Annotated in this window: 16 protein-coding genes and 1 pseudogene; 13 read left to right on the top strand and 4 right to left on the bottom strand. The window is 57.1% G+C overall.

From position 1 onward, the window contains the following. The first annotated feature begins 282 nt into the window (after positions 1–282). The 6 genes and pseudogenes from VAE57_RS03465 to VAE57_RS03440 all read left to right on the top strand — a co-directional run bounded on the left by VAE57_RS03465 (position 283) and on the right by VAE57_RS03440 (position 8,603). Positions 283–942, top strand: a complete 660-nt coding sequence (locus VAE57_RS03465; protein WP_322820508.1) for a response regulator transcription factor — start codon at positions 283–285, stop codon at positions 940–942. A gap of 30 nt (positions 943–972) precedes the next feature. Further along, a complete protein-coding gene (locus VAE57_RS03460) occupies positions 973–1,923 on the top strand; it encodes a ring-cleaving dioxygenase (RefSeq protein ID WP_322820507.1) in 951 nt (316 codons plus the stop codon). Positions 1,924–2,385: 462 nt separating this feature from the next. Continuing rightward, a complete protein-coding gene (gene htpX / locus VAE57_RS03455) occupies positions 2,386–3,273 on the top strand; it encodes a zinc metalloprotease HtpX (protein WP_322820509.1) in 888 nt (295 codons plus the stop codon). A 678-nt stretch (positions 3,274–3,951) separates the two neighbouring features. Then, entirely contained in the window at positions 3,952–5,997 is a 2,046-nt protein-coding gene (locus VAE57_RS03450) for an immune inhibitor A (protein ID WP_322820506.1), read from the top strand. A 29-nt stretch (positions 5,998–6,026) separates the two neighbouring features. After that, positions 6,027–6,848, top strand: coding sequence for a hypothetical protein (locus VAE57_RS03445; protein WP_322820505.1), 822 nt, complete (start codon positions 6,027–6,029; stop codon positions 6,846–6,848). 810 nt (positions 6,849–7,658) lie between these two features. Then, positions 7,659–8,603, top strand: a pseudogene (locus VAE57_RS03440) (Uma2 family endonuclease). Positions 8,604–9,457: 854 nt separating this feature from the next. On the opposite strand, the gene VAE57_RS03435 reads toward VAE57_RS03440, so the two are convergent. Beyond that, positions 9,458–10,876 (bottom strand): malic enzyme-like NAD(P)-binding protein, encoded by a 1,419-nt coding sequence (locus VAE57_RS03435; protein ID WP_322820504.1) that lies wholly within the window; start codon positions 10,874–10,876, stop codon positions 9,458–9,460. Positions 10,877–11,842: 966 nt separating this feature from the next. On the opposite strand from VAE57_RS03435, the gene VAE57_RS03430 reads away from it, so the two are divergent. The 7 genes from VAE57_RS03430 (at position 11,843) to VAE57_RS03400 (ending at position 17,546) form a co-directional block, all read left to right on the top strand. Beyond that, positions 11,843–12,178: a hypothetical protein gene (locus tag VAE57_RS03430; RefSeq protein WP_322820503.1), complete on the top strand. Its 336-nt coding sequence runs from the start codon at positions 11,843–11,845 to the stop codon at positions 12,176–12,178. Beyond that, positions 12,171–13,439: a glutamate-5-semialdehyde dehydrogenase gene (locus VAE57_RS03425; RefSeq protein WP_322820502.1), complete on the top strand. Its 1,269-nt coding sequence runs from the start codon at positions 12,171–12,173 to the stop codon at positions 13,437–13,439. Before VAE57_RS03430 ends, VAE57_RS03425 begins: the two co-directional genes overlap by 8 nt. A 4-nt stretch (positions 13,440–13,443) precedes the next feature. Continuing rightward, complete coding sequence (locus tag VAE57_RS03420; protein WP_322820501.1) at positions 13,444–14,205, top strand: glutamine amidotransferase; 762 nt, start codon at positions 13,444–13,446, stop codon at positions 14,203–14,205. A 12-nt stretch (positions 14,206–14,217) separates the two neighbouring features. Next, a complete protein-coding gene (locus VAE57_RS03415; protein WP_322820500.1) occupies positions 14,218–14,472 on the top strand; it encodes a hypothetical protein in 255 nt (84 codons plus the stop codon). 570 nt (positions 14,473–15,042) lie between these two features. Next, complete coding sequence (gene prmC, locus VAE57_RS03410; protein WP_322820499.1) at positions 15,043–15,894, top strand: peptide chain release factor N(5)-glutamine methyltransferase; 852 nt, start codon at positions 15,043–15,045, stop codon at positions 15,892–15,894. A 57-nt stretch (positions 15,895–15,951) separates the two neighbouring features. Beyond that, positions 15,952–16,599 (top strand): hypothetical protein, encoded by a 648-nt coding sequence (locus VAE57_RS03405; protein ID WP_322820498.1) that lies wholly within the window; start codon positions 15,952–15,954, stop codon positions 16,597–16,599. After that, positions 16,596–17,546 (top strand): alpha/beta hydrolase, encoded by a 951-nt coding sequence (locus tag VAE57_RS03400; protein WP_322820497.1) that lies wholly within the window; start codon positions 16,596–16,598, stop codon positions 17,544–17,546. The genes VAE57_RS03405 and VAE57_RS03400 overlap by 4 nt, the downstream gene beginning before the upstream one ends. 397 nt (positions 17,547–17,943) lie before the next feature. Here the strand turns inward: VAE57_RS03400 and VAE57_RS03395 are convergent, their stop codons facing one another. The 3 genes from VAE57_RS03395 to VAE57_RS03385 form a co-directional block, all read right to left on the bottom strand. Next, positions 17,944–19,119, bottom strand: coding sequence for a gluconeogenesis factor YvcK family protein (locus VAE57_RS03395; protein ID WP_322820496.1), 1,176 nt, complete (start codon positions 19,117–19,119; stop codon positions 17,944–17,946). A gap of 239 nt (positions 19,120–19,358) precedes the next feature. After that, entirely contained in the window at positions 19,359–20,474 is a 1,116-nt protein-coding gene (locus tag VAE57_RS03390; RefSeq protein ID WP_322820495.1) for a phosphoglucomutase, read from the bottom strand. Next, on the bottom strand, positions 20,471–21,850 hold the full coding sequence (locus VAE57_RS03385) for a phosphomannomutase/phosphoglucomutase (protein ID WP_322820494.1): 1,380 nt from the start codon (positions 21,848–21,850) through the stop codon (positions 20,471–20,473). The genes VAE57_RS03390 and VAE57_RS03385 overlap by 4 nt, the downstream gene beginning before the upstream one ends. Between the last annotated feature and the right edge of the window lie 113 nt (positions 21,851–21,963).

The following is a 21,963-nucleotide window of genomic DNA, read 5'->3' as shown; positions in this document are numbered from 1 at the left end:
CGGTACCGGTAGGGGCGCACGGACGTGCGCCCCTACCGACTCAGGCTTGAACCCCACACTACCTCCAGAACATCGCCGCTACGGTCATCACACGGATTATCGATAACAGTCCTGTCCGTTGCTGTCAAATCGTGATAAGATGCATGTAGTGACACCGACACAACGGCCGGTGATGTAGCCAACGTATCAGCCCAATGGTCAATCATCTTTTGCCCTACCTGAGATTAGGAAAGAGAGCGAGGCAGATCACGCATCACTGTTGTTCTTCATAATGGAGGATGTATGAGCAATCCAATCACCATCCTGATTGCTGATGATCACACCATGTTTCGGCAAGGATTGCGCGAGATTTTAGAACGCAAAGGCGGCTTTCAAGTGGTGGCTGAGGTACGTGACGGGGCAGCCGCCGTTGAAGTGGCCGGCACTACCAAACCTGACATCGCGCTGCTCGATGTCTCGATGCCGGTCATGACCGGTATCGAGGCAGCACGCCAGATCGCCCAGGTCAGCCCGCAAACGCGCTGTGTTGTGCTCACCATGCACCGCGATGAGCAAACCGTCCTCGAAGCACTGCGTGCTGGTGCCAATGCCTACCTGTTGAAAGATGCCGATGCCACCGAGTTAATCGAAGCAATTCACGTCGTCTACCGTGGTGAAGCTGCCCTGGCCGGCAGTGCTGCTGCCCGGGTACTCGATCTGCTACGTCGCAACGACACCTCACCAGCGCTCAACGAAGTGCTTACCCCTAGAGAACGCGATATTCTGGCCCTGCTTGCACAAGGTGACGACAATCGGGCAATTGCACTCAAGCTGAGTCTGGCCGAAAAGACAGTTGGTAATCGCTTGAGCGAGATTTTTCAGAAACTCGGCGTGAGTAATCGTACACAGGCGGCGATCGTCGCAGTTCAGCGTGGCCTGGTACCACCGCCAGATCTGCGATAGCACGCCTTAGTTGGAAAGTTGTCTCGAACTATGCTTCAACTTACAGGCATTCATCACGTCACCGCAATCTCTGCGCACATTCAACAGAACTACGATTTTTATACCCGCGTGCTTGGGATGCGCCTGGTCAAGCGCACCGTCAATCAAGACGATACCAGTGCCTACCATCTCTTTTATGCCGATGGTGCCGGTTCACCCGGTAGTGATCTCACCTTTTTTGACTGGCCATTACCCCGTGAACGACGTGGTACCCATAGCATCGTTCGTACCGGCTTGCGCGTCAATGGTGCTGAGACGCTCCAGTGGTGGGCCGAACGCCTGCGCACCGAGGGTGTTCACGTTGGTGAGGTTGTGCTGCGGGATGGCCGGCTCACCCTCGACTTTGAAGACCCGGAAGGTCAGCGCCTGATGCTCGTTGATGATGGCGGTGTCGGCGAGTTTGTTCCCTGGCCGCAGAGTCCGGTGCCGGTCGAACACCAGATCCGTGGGCTGGGACCGGTTATGTTAAGCGTTGCACGTCCCGGTCTGACCGATGCCGTGCTCCGTATGGTTATGGGCATGAAAGTACAGCGTCGTTATCCTCACCCTGAATACCCCGACGACACCGTGTACGTCTATGCTATGGGGACAGGTGGCCCGGTAGCCGAGGTACACGTCGTTGCCCAACCTCACCTCCCCCCGGCGCAACCCGGTGCTGGCGGCGTACACCATGTCGCATTCCGGGTGCCAACATTTGCCGAACACCAGGCCTGGGCGCAGCGACTCCGCGAATTGCGCATTCCAAACAGCGGTATTGTGGATCGCTACTATTTTCGCAGCCTCTATTTTCACGAACCTAACGGTATCCTCTTTGAATTAGCCACCGACGAGCCGGGCTTTGCTGTTGATGAGCCTGCTGATGCATTGGGCGAACGGCTGGCCTTGCCCCCCTTCCTCGAACCGCGTCGGGCACAGATTGAAGCGGGACTGAAGCCGTTATAGTGGCGATGACTGCATCTACCCGCTGCCACCCTCGCCTTCCAACTCCCGGCCATCAATGGTGAAGAGGGGTTTGGGCAGCGGGAAACGGATATGCCGGCTCCTTACCCCAACCTTCCAGAGTAGAGGGCAAGATAGCGTCTCCTCGGCCAGATACTGGTATATAGGTCGAAGCCCGCCGTACAATAGCATCCCCACTACTGGATAGCATCCTTCCCTCCGTGATCTCCCACCTCTGTGGTGAAAAACCCTTGCCTCTGCGCCCTTCGTGTCTCTGTGGTGAAAAACCCTTCCCTTTGTGCCCTCCGTGTCTCTGTGGTGAAAAACCCTTGCCTGTGGGAACTTCTCCCCAATGCAATAGGAGAGGCCCCCCCTTTGGTAGAACATCGTGATGCCATATACTGACGATGCGAAAACGACATCCTGTGCAGGATCGAAGTATAGAGTGGAGGAACTGCCGTGACGATGCTGGTAAATAGCCTGAAGACCGTTGGTTTGCTTGGACTACTCACTGGTCTCTTTATTGTGATTGGTGGTGCAATTGGTGGGCAAATTGGGATGATCATCGCGCTCGTTCTCGCCGTCGTGATGAATATGGGTGCCTGGTGGTTCTCCGACAAACTGGCTCTCAAGATGAGTGGTGCGCAGGAGGTCACACCCGATCAGGCACCTGAACTTCACACGATGGTGGAAGAGCTATCACGGCGGGCAGGTATTCCCAAACCGCGCGTGTACATTATCGAAACCGATGCTCCCAACGCTTTCGCTACCGGTCGTGATCCGGCGCATGGTGCAGTGGCTATCACCACCGGAATTGCACGTCTACTCACACGCGAGGAGTTGGCCGGCGTCATTGCACACGAGCTGGCACACATCAAGCATCGCGATACCCTGATCTCATCCATTGCAGCCACTATTGCCGGTGCTATCGGTATGCTGGCTGATATGGTGATGTGGAGCATGATCTTCGCCGGTTTTGGCGGTAATGATGAGGAGGATGGTGGTGGTGTTGCCGGACTAGTCGGTGGTATCTTGACAGCCATGCTGGCACCAATTATGGCCCTTATCATTCAGATGGCAATCTCGCGTTCGCGTGAGTACATGGCAGATGCTGGCGGCGCACAGATTCTTGGCAATCCCCTGCCATTAGCCAGTGCCCTTGAGAAGCTGGAGTGGGCTGCCGGCCGTATGCCAATGGATGACGCTCGTCCGGCAACGGCCCACATGTACATTGTCAATCCGGTGTTGGGTGGTCTGGCCAGCCTCTTCCGTACCCATCCCGAAACCCACAAGCGCATTTCGCGCCTGCGTGCGATGGCTAATCGCAGTGGCAATACAACAATGGCGGCGTAAGCCACATCTGCGCAGCGCGTTGACCTAGATTTCCTTCCCTACTCCGGGCATCACTCAATGGCGAGTGATGCCCTTTTTGAGGTAGAATACTCTTGTCTGCAACAGACAAGCTCTCGTTGTTTGCAGTTCTGTCGTCCTTACATAACTCAGGTTGTTACAGAAACACAGAGGACACAGATAATGGGAGTCACCCGAGTTGCTGCCTTGAGGCGTGACGTAGCGCATCCGTGGGAACTGGCTGTAACTCAAATCGTTCATGCGGTGACATTGCACGGTGTTCCGCACCACGTCGTGTAATGCATCCTGGCAGTCAGCCTCAGTGGCCTGCTCATAGCATGGGTAGTAACTTGGGTTCGCATAACAAGACAGTGCCGTTTGTGTCAGCGCATTATCAGCGAGGTACTTGCTCGACAATCCATTGCGATAGCACACAATCGACCGATCAGGTTGCAAATGCATGTCTCTGCCCAGACATTTTCCATCTCTCGGAAGGATACCTGTCAGTGTGAGTGAATAACCAGCCTGGCTGCGATAGCAGCACCAACTCTAACCATCCTGGCTAAACAATCTACTCACAACAAAACAACTTTACTGACAGTTCTGCTATGCTGAAGGTAGTTATAAAGTAAAGCTCTCTCTGTTACCAGTTTTAAACCGAAATACTGATTGCGTATCACTATGAAACGAACCTCGCTAATAGTTGTTGTAGCGCTCGTACTGCTCAGCAGCTGTCTGTCGCCAACCGAGCCTCCGCACTCCACCCCGACCGTCGTTATCACGCCGGTCACCGGATCGACTGCCGTACCACCCCAGCAACCAACCACGGTCGTCACACCGGTTGTTGGATCGACCGATGCGCCACCCCGACCACCAACTACCGTCAGTGTGATACCCACCTCTGATGAGGACGAGATAGCCCTGCTCGATGCAGTCAATCGCCTGCCCCGTGATCAGGTAGATCTGGCTCGCCAGCTCGGTGCCTGCCGGCCCGCCCCCGCCGAGTGTCCCTATGTAGCCCATACAGAGCCACTTACGGTACAGGTCGGGGAACGGCGTTCGTTCTTCGTAACCGATTTCAGCGACGACACCCAGTATGAGATTACTGCTGAGTTACGCTATGCCGGACCGATTGTCTTGATGTATGTCGAAGAGGGGGTACCGTACAACCAGGCCGCCCTCGAACGCGCTGCCCGTACCTTTGAAACCGAGATCTATCCGCGAACCCGCGAAATCTTCGGCAGCGAAGTTCAACCCGGTGTTGATGGCGATAATCGGATTACCATCCTGAATGCCGTTGAACGCAGCCGCCAGATTCTCGGCTACTACTCATCGAGCGACTCGCTACCGCGCCAGATCAATCGCTATAGCAACGAGCGGGAGATGTTCTTTATGAACATTGAGCTGATGCCGTTTGACAGCGATACCTACCTTGATGTACTGGCGCACGAGTTCCAGCACATGATCCATCAGAATGAGCAGCCGGGCAGTGCATTGTGGCTCAATGAAGGGATGTCGCAGTTGGCCGAAGACCTCAACGGCTTTCAGAGCGAGGGCTTTATCCCGGTGTACCTGCGTAATACCGACCTTCAGTTGACCGGCTGGGGTTTTGCCCCCGGTCAGTCAGGTGCGCATTACGGTGCAGCCCACCTCTTCATGCGCTACATCTACGCTCAATATGCCGGCGAGGAGCAGTTACGACCGTTGATCCGCGCCAACGCCGGTAATAACCTTGAGGCGTTTGTCGCACTGGCAGCCCCTACCCGACCCGACATCACCCACTTTCGCCAGTTGATGGCTGATTGGGCGGTTGCCAACCTGATTAACGATCCACGGGTTGCTGATGGACGCTATACCTACGAGACCGGCACCGAATTGAGTAATCTGTTACCGGCAAAGGTACGCCCCACGTCAATCGACAATCGCTACAGCGATGATATTGTCCAGTTTGGCGTCGATTATCTCGCTCTTCCCCGCAATACCCGCACGGTAACCTTCCGCGGCGATCAGACGGTACGCATCGCCGGTCAGATGCCACGCGGTCGCTACGCCTGGTGGAGTAATCGCAGCGATGATAGTGTTGCCACGCTCACCCGTGCTGTCGATTTGCGCGGCGTGAATACTGCGACACTGACGTTCGATACCTGGTTCGAGATCGAAGATGATTACGACTACGCCTTTGTGACCGTTTCAACCGATGGTGGGCAGACCTGGGAGACGCTGCCCGGACGCTGGACGACCGATTACGATCCGCAAGGGGTTAATTACGGTCACGGCCTCACCGGTGTCTCAGGCCGTCCCGAGGCAAATGTTGAAGACGGGCTGCGCGGACGTTGGGTGACCGAGCAGATGGATCTGACCCCCTTTGCCGGTCAGGAGATTCTCTTGCGCTTCTGGTCAATTAACGACCAGGGCGTCCATGCACCGGGCATCCTGATCGACAACATCGCTATTCCCGAAATTGGCTTTCGTGATGATGTCGAAGCCGGCACAGGTGATTGGGAAGCGGCAGGGTTTGTCCGTATCGACGGTGATCTACCCCAACTGTGGGAGCTACGCCTGGTTCGTACAGCCACTGACGGTCAGGTTTCAGTAGATGTTCTGGAACCAGCTGCAGATGGAGTTGTGACCGCAACCCTCAACGCCGACGAGCGCGGCGTCCTGGTCGTGATTGCAGTGACCCCACACACCAGCGAACGGGCACGGTACGAGGTCATCAGCGAATAGGGAGCGTGGCCTGCGCCACGGATAATGCAATGAGTTGGGGATCACGCTGGATCACAATCTCTCTCTGCCTGATCGGCCTGGCGGCGGCGATCATCATTGTGCGCATGCAACAACCACCGCCGCGCCTGGCCCCACTCGTTGCTGAAGCCAATGTCGTCGCTGCGGTACCAGTGCTCAGCGGTGTTGCGCAGCCGCAACACACCGAACTGCTACGCATTACTGTCGCGCCGCAGGCACTGCCCACCAGCGTCAGCATTGAGACCATCACCGCCGATCTCTATGCCGCATTGGCGTATGTCAGTGAACGCACAGCGATCACCCCAATAGCACCGATTGCGGTGCATATCAACGCCTCACCGGACTGTGCCCTGCACGGCGTGGCCTATACCGATATTCGGGAAGTGCAGGTGTTTACCTGCTCTGCCCTCCCTCCAACCCGTGCTGTCAACATCCTTGCCCACGAGTTCGTGCACCAACTGGCCCACGACTACTACGGTGCTGATCATCTCCGCAGCGATCCGATCTTGCTTGAAGGATGGGCAACCTGGGGAGCAGGGCGCTATTGGCTGGGCCAACAGCCTGACTTTCGCACATTTGTCGGTACTCAGCCATCGCTCCCCCTGGTTGCCGGCCACCTCGGTCGACCAGCAGCCGAGATGAATACCCTCTATTACCAGTGGGCCAGCTTTGTCGAGTATCTGATCATCACATATGGTCGGGCGGCTTTTGATGATCTCTACCGCAGTGGTGCCGGCACACCCGGTAGTGCTGACTATCAGAAGGTCTACGGGATCGATTTGCCAACGCTCGAAGCGCAATGGCGCACGTGGTTGAACAATCGCGGGTCATAACCTCGCCATACCTAACGACACCGTGGCGCGTTGCGACGCACGGCAGACGTACTGCCGCGTCCATCGTACCCGCTAGCAAGCATAAGTGGTGTCTGCCCAATTCGCTGCATCGTAGCAACATCGTCTGGCCACGGTGCAAGTATCCCTGTCCTTGCGCCACGATGCGCATCATCGAGTGATCATCCCCGCCTTAGATCGCCACCGGCAGGCCTCTGCTGAGTCTTCATAGACGCAGGAGAGAGGGATCAGCGCGTCCACGATCAGGAGTAACGTCAGGATCAACCTTAGATTAACCCAAGTTGCCTCCTCCCCTGTGAGCAGGTCACGTGAAGCTACTGCTATGATGAACAGCACGACGCTGTGCACAACATCATGCAGCGTACCTGTTGAACGATGTGGGTAGCAGCCAATTCCTGTAGGCGCACTCCGTCATACTTTACGGTAGCAGCGCGGGTTATGCCCATCCTCTGTGTCCTCTGTGCCTCTGTGGTGATAAAGGTAGCAACTTGGGTTTGTATTACAAACCTTCTGCGTTGTGTATCCGTCGGCGTGCTCACCCACTCAGCCGGTTTTCTTCACCATCTTTTGCAAATATCCGCGTCACTTTTGCACTCCTGACACGGTTTATATATCAGAACACCGTGTTTTCTCAGGAGTGCATTATGCCACGCTTACGCTTCCCTCGTACCAGTGCCCTCTGTGCGCACCCCATCACCAATCATCGGCCAGCATTCCAGATGACCGCTGTGGTACAATACCACCCCAGAACTGGTTCCCAACCGCTACCCACCCCAGCAGGGAGGTTTCATTATGAGCCAACCGTTGCCCAAAACCACGCTGGTTTCCGACCCACCATCGGCCCCAGCCAACGACCCGTTTCGCTACGGCTGGCGCTTTGTGCATCGTCCTACCCCCGACGACCCGCATCATCTCGAGCAGGTGCCGCTCATCCTCGACGATGTCCTCCATCCCGAGGTGGGAGACTTCATCGTGCATAGCGACCGCCACGAAACCGACCGGATGTATCTGACCGATGTGCTCCGCTTGTGCCTCGACCGTCCCGGCACAGCCATTGTATTGAGTGATGTGCGCATCGCCTGGGACGTGCCCGGCCTGCGGCCACACGGCCCGGACGTGATGGTCATTCCCGGACTCACCCAACGAGACGACTGGAGCACGTTCGATGTCGCGCAAGAGGGGCGGCGCCCGGCGTTGATCATTGAAATCACTTCGCCGGAGACCCGTGAGAACGATCTAGTGCATAAAGTCGAGCACTATGCGCGGGCGGGGGTCGCACAGTACGTGATCGTGGATTATCTGGCGCGGTAAGCGACGCGCCGGCTGCGGTTGCTGGACTACCGGCTGGTGGGAGAGCGCTACGTGCTGCACCCGTCGGACGAGCACGGACGGGTGTATCTGGAGAGTGCCCGGTTGTGGTTGGGGATTGAGGATAACCACGTGGTGTGCTATAACGAGTGCGGGGAGGTGCTGGGGAACTACACGGCGATGGTGGAACTGGCAGAAGCGGCGCAGGCCCAGGCCCGGCGCGAAGCCGAGGCCCGCGCTGCTGCCGAAGAACAGGCCCGCCGTGAAGCCGAGGCCCGCGCTGCTGCCGAAGAACAGGCCCGCCGTGCAGTCGAGGCCCGCGCTGCTGCCGAAGAACAGGCCCGCCGTGAAGCCGAGGCCCGCGAAACGGTTGAGGCACGACTACGCGAGCTGGAACGTGAATTGCGCCGATTACGCGGCGAGGAGTAGGGGTATCTGATCAAAACCCCGTGCCGACGATATTCAGGAGCGGACAGAATATTCCGGCCAATGCATCTTCTGCCGTATCCAGAAAGCTCCAGTCCAAACCTCTGAACTCACCGCTTCCGCGTGTGCATTCAGGGGGAATACACATCTAGCTATCAGACAGACCCGTAACGAGTTTCTTATCTTCCTCTCTCCCGCGTAATTCGGGAGAGGGGCCGGGGATGAGGGCCGGCGAGTCGGCGGGTTAAAGCCCCACCTCACGCCGTGGTAAAGCTTGCCGTCAGCGGGGGACCCAGATCGGCGGGTTGTGTGGGGCTAGCCTGCGCACCAGCGACCACGACTAGTACCTGACGACGGTGGTGGTAATGCCTGTACGCGGGCTGGAAGGCTGCGCCACAGGAACGGTATCGCTGTCGTGCTGATAATGCAGCAGGACGCTGTGGAGCGCAGATCATCTGGTGTGCGTGATGAACGATGCGCCGTGACCATCAGGATGTGTTATGATGCGTCATAATGGCTGCTGTGTGACATGTGGTTAATGCATAACGCGCTACGTGGGAGAGGTACCGGAGGTGAGGGCTATTAAAACACCGCCGGGCACTGTCTCTTACCTGCACTCACGTGTTCCGTTCGTCCTTGAACGTTCCCAAAGGTATACCGGCACTTATGCACAGTGCGGAGCGCCGGGAAGGGTAATAGTTGGATTGCGACTCATGTATTCTCCACTACCGGATTTGCAATCTCGTGCTGAATGAGATTCCTTCTTTGCCCAACCATGCCCGTGGCGCGTTTTGGCGTGCGGCAGCGTGCCGCCGCCACCATGCTCGATACCGGTCTCGTGTCGCATCGGCCAACCGCTAATCACCCGGCATATGCGTCTGCCGCGCCACCCCTTCGGCAATTGCTGCCTGTGCCACAGCAGCGGCAATGGCTGGCACAACCTGCCGGTTAAACACACTGGGCACGATGTAGTCTTCATTCATCTCTTCCGCTGGAATCACTGTTGCCAGCGCTTCGGCGGCAGCGAGCCGCATGGCCGAGGTAATACGCCTTGCGTGTACATCGAGCGCACCACGAAAGATACCGGGAAAGCTGAGCACATTGTTGATCTGATTCGGCTGATCACTGCGGCCAGTCGCAACCACACGCGCATACTGACGCAACATATCGGGATCGCCTTCGGGGATCGGATTAGCCAGCGCAAAGACAATCGGATCACTACTCATCACCCGAATATGGTCAGGCGTCAGGATATTGCCCTTCGAGACCCCAATAAAGACATCGGCGCCGCGCAACGCAACCGCCAGATCACCGCGCCGTCGTTCCCGGTTTGTCTGTGAAGCAATAATCCGCTGCATCGGGGTCTGACGGGCATAATCACCTTCGACCAGAATCCCAAACCGATCCACAGCAGTAATTTCACCAACCCCGGCTTCGATCAGCGCACGGATGATCGCCGTGCCGGCTGCCCCGATCCCATTCACGACCACCCGCACATCGGCCAGCCGCTTGCCCACAATCTGTAGCGCATTGCGCAAAGCGGCCAACACCACTACCGCTGTCCCGTGCTGGTCATCGTGCATCACCGGCATATCGAGACTCTCTTCGAGCCGACCCTCGACAATGAAACAATTTGGAGCAGCAATATCTTCGAGGTTAATGCCACCAAAACTCGGTGCAATCTGCTCCACCGTCTGCACAATCACCTCAGGGTCTTGTGAGCGCAGACAGATCGGCACCGCATCGATGTTTGCCAATTCTTTAAACAAAATCGCTTTGCCCTCCATCACCGGCATCGCCGCTTCCGGCCCCAGGTTGCCCAGCCCCAAAATGGCCGAACCATCGCTCACAACGGCCACACTGTTGCCTTTCCAGGTCAGCGCGTACACCTTCGCCGGATCATCGGCAATTGCCCGACAGACACGGGCCACACCAGGAGTGTAGGCCAGCGAAAGATCATCGCGCGTCTTCAGAGGTACGCGACTCTGCATGGCCAGTTTGCCGCCGAGGTGGGTAAGAAAGACACGGTCACTTACCTGAAGCACTTTGATGTTCTGCAACGTATTAATCGCTGCTACCAGTTGCTCGCCGTGTTGCTCGTCTTGTACGCGCACCGTAATATCGCGAACCAGAATGTTTCGTTCAGCGCGCACAATGTCAATCGCACCGATGTCACCGCCGACTTCGCCGATCAAGGTGGTCAACCGCCCCAGCATCCCAGGGCGATTTTCAATCTGGCAGCGCAAGGTCAGCGTATAAGCCACCCCAACGGACATAGCCCTCACCTCGTTTTCTGAAATAAGCACACAAAAATGCCCGTCACCACGACGGGCATCATCGCCTTATCATGGTATAGTACCACAAGTCGTGATTTGTCAGATTGATGGATTTAGCTCAGCACCTCTGATCATCTCGCCTGACCGGGCGTGGTGGCGATAGCCCGGCTCGACCGTGGCGAGAGATTGCTGGCGCACTATTGCATGGGCTACCCTCAGTAGTTCCCGCCCCCAGCGGGGGCGAGCAAGGGTGGGGGCTATTCCCTGGGAGCGTGCGCCGCCGGCGCATTTGTCACCTGCACCAGCGCACCGTGCTCGCTTCTAGCCGGGTAGCATACCAAACCTTGCGTGATACGGTACATCACCGCCCGGCACCGACTATGCAGGCATCCGAAGCTAGCCGTCTTCTCCGGTACTATCTGTGGGGTCATCTGGATGATTGCGGAGGAGCGGGTTCCGTAGGGGTGGGGCGGGTTCTGAACCCGCCCCTACGTCCGTGTCGGTTCACATTGCCATACGAGGGGGTGGCGCAAGGGCACGGCTTGCATTGCATGCCCAGGCATTGTGGTTTTCAGATGTGGTATGACCTCTCTGTACCAGCGCACGCCAGCGGGAGGTGGTTCCCGCCCCCAGCGGGGGCGGGCAAGGGTGGGTGCCATACCCTGGGAGCGTGCGCCTCCGGTGCGCTCACTTAGTGCTTCCCGCCCCCAGTGTCAGTCAAGATTGGAAAACCTTTGTGACACGAGTGCATCACTGTCAAACCGCTCGGTGAACGGATGTCTTTCAGCGTAGCTCACTCTCGCATATTGGCGACGAGCGTTGATATAACGGGCATTTACAAAGGCGACTTTCATACTATCGCCGCCGGCATATTCATTCTGTCCCCATCCACATCAACCGGACGCTTACCACCGGGCGGGTTGTCCGTGGTACAATGCTGAAAACAGAAGACCGTAGGATCAAGGTATGAGTCCTGAGCTTATTCGTGTTGTTGTTGCGCTCGTCATCGGCCTGCTCCTGATCGAACAATTCCGGCGCAGTGCGGCCGGATCGCGTCGCCGATGGGCATTTGCGCTCGGCGCAGCCGCGATGCTGGTTATCGCAACCTCCAACCTCTTCGTAGGAGCGCTCTTGCCGCTGATGATCATTGGCGGCAGTCTGGCCCTGGCTGCGGTCTGGTTGCTCTGGCAGGCATATCAACGCGGTGAACTGGCAGACCGCTTCGAGCGCGCACGTGACTATCTGGAATCAGAACGACGTCGCTATGACGAGCAGGATCGGGGAGGATCGCACGATGGTTGACCTGGAAGCAATTGGACGCCGGGCAAAGACGGCAGCCCGTGCGTTGGCAAAGCTCTCAACCGAACAGAAGAATGCAGCCCTGTGCGCGATTGCTGATGGGCTACTGGCGAGACAAGACGAGATTCTGGCTGCCAACGCTGCCGATGTTGCCGATGCAGAAAAGGGCGGGACGCCACCGGCGATTGTTGATCGCATGCTGCTGACGCCGGCGCGTCTGGCGGCGATTGCCGGCGATTGCCGGCAAGTGGCATCTTTGCCCGATCCGGTTGGAGAAATCTTTGATCGGCGTGAGTTACCGTCCGGGTTGCGCCTCTATAAACGGCGGGTGCCGATTGGTGTGATCGGTGCGATCTATGAAGCTCGCCCAAATGTGACCGTTGATATTGCGTCGCTCTGTCTGAAGGCCGGTAATGCCGTTATTTTGCGCGGTGGGAGTGATATTGCGCGCAGTGTGGCGGCAACAACAGAGGTGATTGCGCTGGCATTGGAACAGGCCGGTTTGCCATCGTTTGCTGTGCAAAGTATTACCGATCCCGACCGTGAACTGGTGCGGCAATTATTGCGCCTCGACCGCTATGTTGATATGATCATTCCGCGTGGCGGTGCCGGTCTGCACCGTTTCTGTGTCGAAAACGCAACGGTGCCGGTAATCGTTGGGGGAATGGGGGTCAGCCATATCTACGTTGAGCCAAGTGCCGACTTTGCCCGCACGGTACCGGTGATTGTCAATGCCAAAGTGCAGCGTCCGGGAGCCTGCAACGCGCTTGATACGCTTCTGGTGCATCGTGCTGCGGCACCGACCTTTCTGCCACTGGTCGCCGCTGCCCTCGCTCAGCACGGTGTGGAATTGCGCTGTGATCTGGAAGCGCTGGCAATCCTCGCCGATGCACCTGGACACGAAGACTGGAACCTGAAACCGGCCAGCCCAAACGATTTTGGCTGCGAGTTTCTGGCTTTGATCGTTGCGATCAAGATCGTGGGTAGCATCGATGATGCACTCGATCATATCGCCCTGTACGGCGGTCATTCCGAAGCCATTCTGACCGGCGATCCGATCAGTGCTGAGCGCTTTACCCGTGAAGTTGATGCCACTGCTGTCTTTGTCAATGCCAGCACGCGCTTCAACGATGGTGGTCAGTTTGGGTTGGGTGCCGAGGTGGCAATTTCAACCAATCGCCTGCACGCTCGTGGCCCGATGGGGTTACAGGAATTGACCACCTACACCTGGATTGGCGAAGGCGACTATCTGGTACGAGCCTGAAGGTATGAACCCAACCCTGCGTCTTGCCCATCTCTACCCGGAACACATGAATGTGTATGGTGACCGCGGCAATGTGATCGCGTTGCGTCAACGTTGTCGGCGGCGCGGTATCGACCTGGAAATTGTGCCGGTCAATCCTGGCGACACTATTGACTGGCAAACCATCGATCTGGCTTTCTTTGGTGGTGGACAGGATAGTGGGCAGGCGCTGATTACAGGCGATCTGATCGAACGACAGGGGCCAGGGTTGCGGGCAGCCATCGAAGCTGACCTGGTAGTGCTGGCGATCTGTGGTGGCTATCAGTTGCTCGGTCACTACTTTTTGACCCATACTGGTGAACGGCTACCCGGTCTGGGTGTGCTGGATGTCCATACCATAGCCGGCAAACAGCGGATGATCGGCAATATTGTGATCGAAGTGCATTTGGGGGAAGAGGCGTGGCAGTTGGTTGGCTTTGAGAACCACAGTGGCCGCACCTTTCACGGACCCGGCGTCCGGTCACTGGGCAGAGTACTGGTCGGCTACGGCGATAACGGCCAGGATCGCAAAGGAGGGGCGGTCTATCGCAATACCTTTGGTTGCTATCTTCATGGTGCATTACTGCCTAAAAACCCCCAACTGACCGATCACCTGCTTGAGTTGGCCCTCCGCCGACGGTACGGCTCCCAATATGTCTTACCGCCGCTACCGGCAGAGCGCGAACTGGCCGCCCAGCGCGCAATGGTACAACGTTTATTGACACGTTACGCGAACGTTAGACGATGAAGGAGTACGTCGATGCAGATCACGACCACCGGCACGCCGACCGCAGAAGAGGCAGCAGCCGCAGTGGCAGCAATCATGGTCATCCTGACGGAAGAGGCTGCCCAGACAAGCGCACAACTCGTAACCCTGCCAACGCGCTGGCGCGACTCTATGCGGCTCATTGCTCAGGGGATGCAACCCACCCGTGTACCGGTGCCCCCACACTGGTCAACCATCGAGCGGATTCGACGCGCCGGGCGTGGTGGGATGGGTATTGTGGGGATGTGATCGGCGGGTGTTGTACACCCCACAAAAAGGGATTCCACAAGCGGGGCGACGTATGATACGTCCCTCTTGCATCTCTTTGCTGATAACGCATCTTGAGTGATACAGGCATCATCGCCTATCACCGGATATGCGGTGACTGTGACTATTCGTCCCCTGCGCGGCGATCCAGGGGTGTCTCCTGCATGATACGGAATGGGCGTGTAGGAGGGCTGTAGGAGCGGATTCGGTAAGGGCGGATTTTGTAGGGGCGGGTTCAGAACCCGTCCCTCCAGCTCCGCTCGCAGGTGATCACGTTTCGGAGAGGATTGCCCGTGGAGCGTGGTGTGGCGTGCGGCATCATGGTTACCGCACGTCACACGTCGTGACACGCGCATAACGAGCGGGTAAGGCAACCAATTCAGTGATTGATGGCACCAGAGATGGTCGTCAGCCTCCTCGTTTCCATACCGGTGTGCTGTCAGCAAGGTATATACAGTCGTTGGTGCCTGACATGCGTTCACGCGGCTGTGCGATGGTTGGGGAGCACGACCGCACAGCTTTATGAGATACGTTCTCATCTACAATAACCCTATGACAATCCAACAAGCCATTCAGCATGCAATCACCCAATTGCGCACAATTTCACCGACCGCCCGGCTTGATGCCGAACTTTTGCTTGCCCACATTCTGGGCTGGTCGCGGGCAAAAGTCGTTGCCGAACGCGATCATGTCCTGTCGCCAGAGCAACAGATGGCCTTCAATGCCTTGATTGAACGTCGGGCCAACCGTGAGCCGGTTGCGTACCTCATTGGCCATCGCGAGTTCTTTGGCCTTGATCTGTTCGTTGACCGTCGCGTGCTCATCCCGCGCCCTGAAACCGAGTTGCTGGTTGAACTGACTCTCAAGGAAGCGCAACGCTTCAACCACACCCCACTGACCATTGCCGACATCGGCACCGGTAGCGGTGCTATTGCAATTGCACTGGCTATACACCTGCCGCACGCCCTGATCTACGGCGTTGACATCAGTCCTGATGCGCTGGCAGTAGCCGCGACCAACATTGCTCGTTATCAACTCGATGACCGAATCAGGCTGCTTAAAGGTGATCTCTGCACACCACTCCCCGGCCCGGTCGATCTGCTGGTCAGCAATCCACCATACACCATTCTGGCCGACATCGATGAAGGAGTCTATCGTCACGAACCACACCTTGCTCTCGATGGCGGCAGCGATGGTCTCGACTGCTACCGGCACCTGATCGCTACTGCTCCGGCCTATCTCAAACCCAACGGGGCGATCCTGCTGGAAATCGGTGCAACCCAGGCTGCATCTGTGGTACACTTACTACGTCAGGCGTTGCCGATGGCTGAAACCGGTGTAGAACGTGATCTGGCCGGTCACGATAGGGTCGTTTGGGCACGTAATCGATATGTCATCCACTGATCTGGCCCCTGTTTCAATCTTGTCGATATACTATGGGTAGAGATCAGGAGGATTGCTATGACTGCACTCTTTGTTGCCCTTGGCATCGCCATCATCACTCTGCTCTTCATCCTGCTCTGGTATGTGCCGCATCTTTTGCAGCAACAGGCCGGACGCAGTGCCAGAGAGGCTGAACAGTTGCGCACGATGCTCCTCGACATGCTCAACGAACAGGAAGCGGTTACACAGCGTCAGTCCCAGCTCAGCTCGGCGATCACCGGCCTGCAACAGCAGCTCACGCAACTGACGACATCGCCACCACAGCGAATAGCCGCCGATATTGATGTACAGGCGATCCGACAGTTGGAAGAACGGATCACCGCTCTCCAACAGCAGATACAACGCTGGATCGAATTGCGTGGGCAGCAGCAGCGTCAACAAGACGTATACGACAACGAGTCTTGGGCCAACCTGCTCAGCCTGCTAGCTGCTATTCAGGAACGTATGGCAGCCTTATCCGTCGAGCGGACAAACGTATCGGTTGGCCTGCAAGCGCGTACTTTGTTGGAAGAACTTGAACAAGAGATGGCCCATCTACGCAGCATTTCTGAAGATATTGCAACACTACAGTGGCGGTTACGCCGATCGCTCCACGAGCGCGAAACCAGCGTGGCTCAACTGCGCGCTCGTGCGGTCGGCACTTCCTCAACGGCGAGGCCAGCATGAGCATCATCGTTATCGACAATCAACGGGTTCACTACGAAGTGTTTGGTCGCGGCAAGCCGGTCGTCTTCCTCCATGGCTGGCTAGGAAGCTGGCGCTACTGGTACACCTCGATGGAGATCGTTGCCCAGCATTTCCGCACCTATTCCTTCGATTTTTGGGGATTTGGTGAGTCGCGCACGAACGAAATGCCCACGATCCAGGGCTATTCCAACCAGGTTGTCCGCTTTCTTGATGCCATGGGGATTGATCGGGCAGCGCTGGTTGGGCATTCAATGGGCGGCATGGTTGCGTTGAAAACAGCACTCGACCATCCCGGACGGGTAGTACGAGTCGCTACGGTAGGTGCACCCATTAACGGCAACTCACTCTCGTGGATGCTAAAACTTGTGGATCGGCCCTTCTTCGCCGAATTTTTTGCCCGCCGGTCCTGGCTACGTCGATCACTGTTCCGGTTTTTCTTTGGCGACTCTCTTGATCCCGAAGTTGACGAAGTATTTGAAGATAGCACCAAATCAACCGCCGACACGATTCGGTCGGCAATCCACTCGATGTGGCGCACCGATCTTACCCCTCTGCTGGATCGGTTACAGGTGCCGGCACTGGTTGTCCACGGTGCGCACGATGAGATTGTGAATCCCAACCAGCTTCAGCTCTTCGTCCATGTCCCGATGGCGCAGGTCGTCCGTATGGAACGGAGCCGTCATTTTCCATTTGTTGATGAAGCGGAGCAGTTCCACAGCATTCTGCTCGACTTTCTCAAGCAACCCGATCCGATGGCGCCAACCCGCAAAGCCGTAACGACACCGAAGCCCGATCCGGTACCACCACGACCCGAACCACCAACATTGTCAATTAACGGGAATAATCACCTGCCGTCAGGACACGACACACCCCACCCGCAATCGCTACCTTCACCGTCACGTTCGATATTTCCACCAGGAAGCTGACAATCTCACTATCTGAGTATTAGCGTGCGGCAGCCGGTGCTGCCGCGCTGCTGTTTGTGACTCGCGTAGTCCAGACGTTATATCGAATATGGTGGTCGTGAGGAGCAGGTGCTCGTGACACCCTCACCTCACACCTGGCCCTCACTCCGCTTCCAGCGGGGGAATGGGGAGTGGAGATGGACATGCTCCAGATGGCTTCCGGTCACGTTGATCCCACCCCATCCCAACCCCCCTGCTGTGAAGGCGTTGCGGGCATGCTTCTGGCGAGGTATTACTCCTCCAAACCAGCTCGCGACAGTGTGAACCATCCTGTACCATTGGTTCCTGCTCCCAGCGGGGTGGGTTAAGGTTGAGGCGTGTCCCCTCTCACTACCAGGAGCAGCGCAACTCCAACAACTTACGCCCGTCGGAGCAACTCAAGTAAGGCTGCTGCCAGCTTTTGGCCATCGTGACGCAGCACCCGTACTGCCCGGCTCTGCTGTGGATTATCGAGTGATGTCGTGTACTGAATAACTGCTGCTGACAAATCGGCCTCGATGACCATACTACCCTCAATCATCACCCCACGTTGACCGTGCAAATCGCCAGGAATCGTTGCCAGCTCCTCGTAATCACTCGGATCGAGATAGACTGGTGTTTGGTGGGCCGCAGCATAGATGCGCGTCGTCTCCGGATCAATGCGTTGGGCATTGACCAGCACATAATCTGGGGTGATACCGGCAAACTCTCTGATCACGCGGATATGGTCGGCGACGCGAAAACCGCTCGTTCGTCCTGGCTCGGTCATTAAATTGCAGATGAAAATCTTCTTCCCACTACTTGTCCGCACCGCTTCGGCAAACTCTGGCAGCAGAAAGTTCGGCAGAATACTCTCGAAGAGACTTCCCGGCCCCAACACAATCGCATCAGCTTCACGCAGCGCATCCAGGGTTACCCGCGTCAGTTGCGGGAGCGTCGTCTGGGTCAATCGTAACTGACGCACATACCGTTCCGCCAGTTCAGGATGCAGGTGAATGTGGCGCACATCGATCAGCGTGCAATCATCAAGCTCAGCAATCACTTCGAGCGGTTCTGGGGTTGGCACGACGTAATAGACATTTGGTTGGTTCAGCAACCCCGAAGCACGATAGTAATACTCAACCGGATCGGTGATCGGAACAATACACGTCATGCGATCAACCTGATCGCTCAATCCCGACAAAATCAACATCCCGGCACCGCCGGAGATAACCACAACCCGGCGTGGCCGACGCGCCCGATCATAACCCAATACCAGCTCACCATCGGCAGGCAACTGTTGTGGACGAGGAATGACTACCACGCCGCTAAGCTGCCAGATACCCCCCGCCAGCACCAGCAGCCCAACTGCTAGCAGCAGAAGACCGCGCAGTGGGCGCGGCAAAAATTGCAGAGTCAGCCACCAGACCACGTCGGGCAACCCTTCGACGGTACGATAAGCGTGAATAAAGAGGTAGGCAACCCCCAGCGAGAGCAGCACGATCCCGATAAAGGTCAGGGAGAGGGATGGCAGCAGGTGGCGCAATGCACTTAGACGACTGACAATGTGTTTCATGAGTTATACCACATTTTGCTCAACCAGGTGTGACCCTCGTACTGAAGCGTTACCACGTGTGCTACCAGCGAGTCGCTGGTGGGTTGTCGTCCGCAGGGGCACGGCAGGCCGTGTCCCTGCGACTTCCTATCATACCAGCGCTATTGCCCTGCGGCGCATCGTTCAGGTGCAGTATCAGGGTAGGAGCTGACTGGCGTGACATGACCTCTATTCTACCCGATTAGACACGCTACAACGGATTACTGAACACCGAATTGAGCACGCAGCGCAGCATACAACGTGCGCAAACCGCCGTTACCCCGCGCCGCTGCTTCGCAAAAGAACAGACCGGCCAGCAATCCATCCGGGCAAGAACTCCAGCGACTCAGCGCCACTTCACCACTCGCCGTCATCGCCACAACCGGTTGCCGTTCGGTATGCAGACCATCACTGGCCAGTTCGAGCTTCATACCGGTTGCTTCCTGCCATGCAGCCAGTTGTTTCGGCTGAGCCTGTAACAGGCTATTTGGGGCTGGCGGTGGTGCAATCACCAGGCCGCGCTGCCGGTAGTGCGTAGCAAGATGACCAGCCAGTAACAGCGCAGCCTCAAACGGTTCCAGCACCTCGCCACCTGGTTCAACCACAGCCAGTGCAGTGCCATCACCGGCAATCGCTAATCCGAGGTGTGAATCGCTCTCCCGCACCAGCTTCCGTAACCGTTGAAGACTCGCTTCAAACGGTTGCGGTGCACCCCGCCCGAAGAGCGGGTCTGGATCACGATTAATCTCAATGACCCGTGTCTGCCCCCCTTCACCGAACAGAGTCGTGATGATACCGGCAATCGTACCGGCCATAGCATCGACGAAGAAGGTTAGTGGGAGGCGGCGAATGGCTTCCAGATCAATCGCCTGGCGTAGGGCCTCGATGTAGGGTGTACGAATATCAATGGTCGCTATACTCGGCGCGGGTGGTGGAAACTCAACGTCTGGCAGCGGGGCAGATGTCGGCGCAATACTCAAACCAGACTTCTCATCAGCGATCAGGAGCAACCCACCGATATAGTAAGGGCGATTACGAGCCGACACATACAACGCACAATCGGCCTGCTTCTGATCGAGCGCATGGTGGATGGCGGACAGGGGTGTTGGCGTGCTGGCAAGCAGCACTGTCACCCCCTGCGCCGCCAGGTCGTGAGCCAACGTCTGGGCAAAGAGGTTTGCCAGAAAGCGCGTATCAAAACCGATCAAACAACGCGCACGTTGTTGGGCCAATGCCACCCCGACGGTCATTGCCCGACGACGCAGTTGTTCGAGCGTGAATCCGGCAGTATAGGCTGCCTCCCAGGACTGTAGGAAAGGGCGTCGATACGCGCTCATGCCCGTGTGCGGAACTCCTCGACGACATTCAACATCTCATCGCGAATTGCTTGCACGCGCTCCCATGTCTGCGCCTCGAAGCGGGTTGTAATTGCCGGTTCGGTATTTGAGGCACGTACCAGCCCCCAGCCATCGCCAAAATCGATGCGCACCCCGTCGATATCAATAATCGGGTACTTACCGGTAAATCGCTCGCGTAAGAAATCGATCACTGCAAACTTCCGTTCTTCAGGAAACGGGATTCGTCCTTCATCAATTGAGGGTAATACCGGATACGGCGCCAATGCTTCGCTGAGCGTCTGTCCCAGCTCTGATAGCGCATGCAAGAGCACCGCACCGGCAAACGCACCATCGTCGAAGTACCGCCCTGGGAATGGAAAGATCGTATGCCCGCTCAGCTCTCCCCCCAGTACGGCATCAATCTCGCGCATCTTCGCCGACAGGCTGGTGTAGCCGGTCTTCCACATCACCGGTTCACCACCCAACTCGCGGATGGCCTGCGGCAACACCGCACTACACTTCACATCGAAGACCACCGGCCCTTTGCGCTTCGCTAGGAGAGCCTTCGCCAGCACGATCAGATAGCGGTCAGCAAATACTACCTCACTATGACCATCAACCACACCGAGCCGATCCCCATCACCATCAAGCCCAATACCGAGATCGGCCCGGTATTCGCGGACTGCGGCCTGCAAGTGGCGCAGATTCTCGACCTTCAAAGGATCGGGATGATGATTAGGAAAGGTGCCATCTGGCTCAATGAAGAGGGGAATAACGTCAATCCCCAACGCCTCATACATTGCGACCGCTAGCGGCCCAGCCACGCCATTCCCACCATCCAGTACAACGCGAGGACGCCGACCGCCGAAATCAATCCAGCGCCGTGCCGATTCGATATACGCCGGACCGATGTCCACCTGCTCGTAGCCACCATTCCCCCGGACGAACTCCCCCGCAGCGGCGATCCGTCCCACCTCTTGAATAGCAGCCGATGGTAGTGGTTCAGACCCAAAGCGCGGTTCTGCACGGCGTAACTTCAGACCGTTAAATTCCGGCGGATTGTGACTGGCCGAAACAATGGCTCCGGCATCAGCCCCCAACGCCTCAACCGCAAAATACATCACCGGCGTTGCCACCATACCAATATCGATCACATCCATTCCGGTGGCACGCAAACCGTGAATCAATGCGGTTTGAAATCGCGGTGAACTGAGGCGAGCATCACGGGCTACGACAATCCGCTGCCGGCCCTCATTGCGAAAGAGCGTCCCGGTTGCACGGCCTAACCGTTCATAAATAGCCTCATCGAGATCAACCTCAACGATACCGCGAATATCATACGCACGAAAGATAGTTTGATTGAGCGCTACGCCCATGCTCACCTCTACTGTGGATGACGTTCCCCGCCAACGTCACGCATATGAGCGGGTTAGTTCGATCCTAGCCGAAAGCATGCCATCCGTCAAGATTGCGGATGCGATCACATACC

The organism is Chloroflexus sp., assembly GCF_034434295.1.
Taxonomy (GTDB): Bacteria; Chloroflexota; Chloroflexia; order Chloroflexales; family Chloroflexaceae; genus Chloroflexus.
This window is presented reverse-complemented; position numbering and strand designations above follow the sequence as displayed.

Bases quoted from the DNA above. Each gene is read 5' to 3' on its own strand.
- VAE57_RS03465 (WP_322820508.1), top strand. From the start codon at position 283: ATGAGCAATCCAATCACCATCCTGATTGCTGATGATCACACCATGTTT.
- VAE57_RS03460 (WP_322820507.1), top strand. From the start codon at position 973: ATGCTTCAACTTACAGGCATTCATCACGTCACCGCAATCTCTGCGCAC.
- htpX (WP_322820509.1), top strand. From the start codon at position 2,386: ATGCTGGTAAATAGCCTGAAGACCGTTGGTTTGCTTGGACTACTCACT.
- VAE57_RS03450 (WP_322820506.1), top strand. From the start codon at position 3,952: ATGAAACGAACCTCGCTAATAGTTGTTGTAGCGCTCGTACTGCTCAGC.
- VAE57_RS03445 (WP_322820505.1), top strand. From the start codon at position 6,027: ATGAGTTGGGGATCACGCTGGATCACAATCTCTCTCTGCCTGATCGGC.
- VAE57_RS03435 (WP_322820504.1), bottom strand. From the start codon at position 10,876: ATGTCCGTTGGGGTGGCTTATACGCTGACCTTGCGCTGCCAGATTGAA.
- VAE57_RS03430 (WP_322820503.1), top strand. From the start codon at position 11,843: ATGAGTCCTGAGCTTATTCGTGTTGTTGTTGCGCTCGTCATCGGCCTG.
- VAE57_RS03425 (WP_322820502.1), top strand. From the start codon at position 12,171: ATGGTTGACCTGGAAGCAATTGGACGCCGGGCAAAGACGGCAGCCCGT.
- VAE57_RS03420 (WP_322820501.1), top strand. From the start codon at position 13,444: ATGAACCCAACCCTGCGTCTTGCCCATCTCTACCCGGAACACATGAAT.
- VAE57_RS03415 (WP_322820500.1), top strand. From the start codon at position 14,218: ATGCAGATCACGACCACCGGCACGCCGACCGCAGAAGAGGCAGCAGCC.
- prmC (WP_322820499.1), top strand. From the start codon at position 15,043: ATGACAATCCAACAAGCCATTCAGCATGCAATCACCCAATTGCGCACA.
- VAE57_RS03405 (WP_322820498.1), top strand. From the start codon at position 15,952: ATGACTGCACTCTTTGTTGCCCTTGGCATCGCCATCATCACTCTGCTC.
- VAE57_RS03400 (WP_322820497.1), top strand. From the start codon at position 16,596: ATGAGCATCATCGTTATCGACAATCAACGGGTTCACTACGAAGTGTTT.
- VAE57_RS03395 (WP_322820496.1), bottom strand. From the start codon at position 19,119: ATGAAACACATTGTCAGTCGTCTAAGTGCATTGCGCCACCTGCTGCCA.
- VAE57_RS03390 (WP_322820495.1), bottom strand. From the start codon at position 20,474: ATGAGCGCGTATCGACGCCCTTTCCTACAGTCCTGGGAGGCAGCCTAT.
- VAE57_RS03385 (WP_322820494.1), bottom strand. From the start codon at position 21,850: ATGGGCGTAGCGCTCAATCAAACTATCTTTCGTGCGTATGATATTCGC.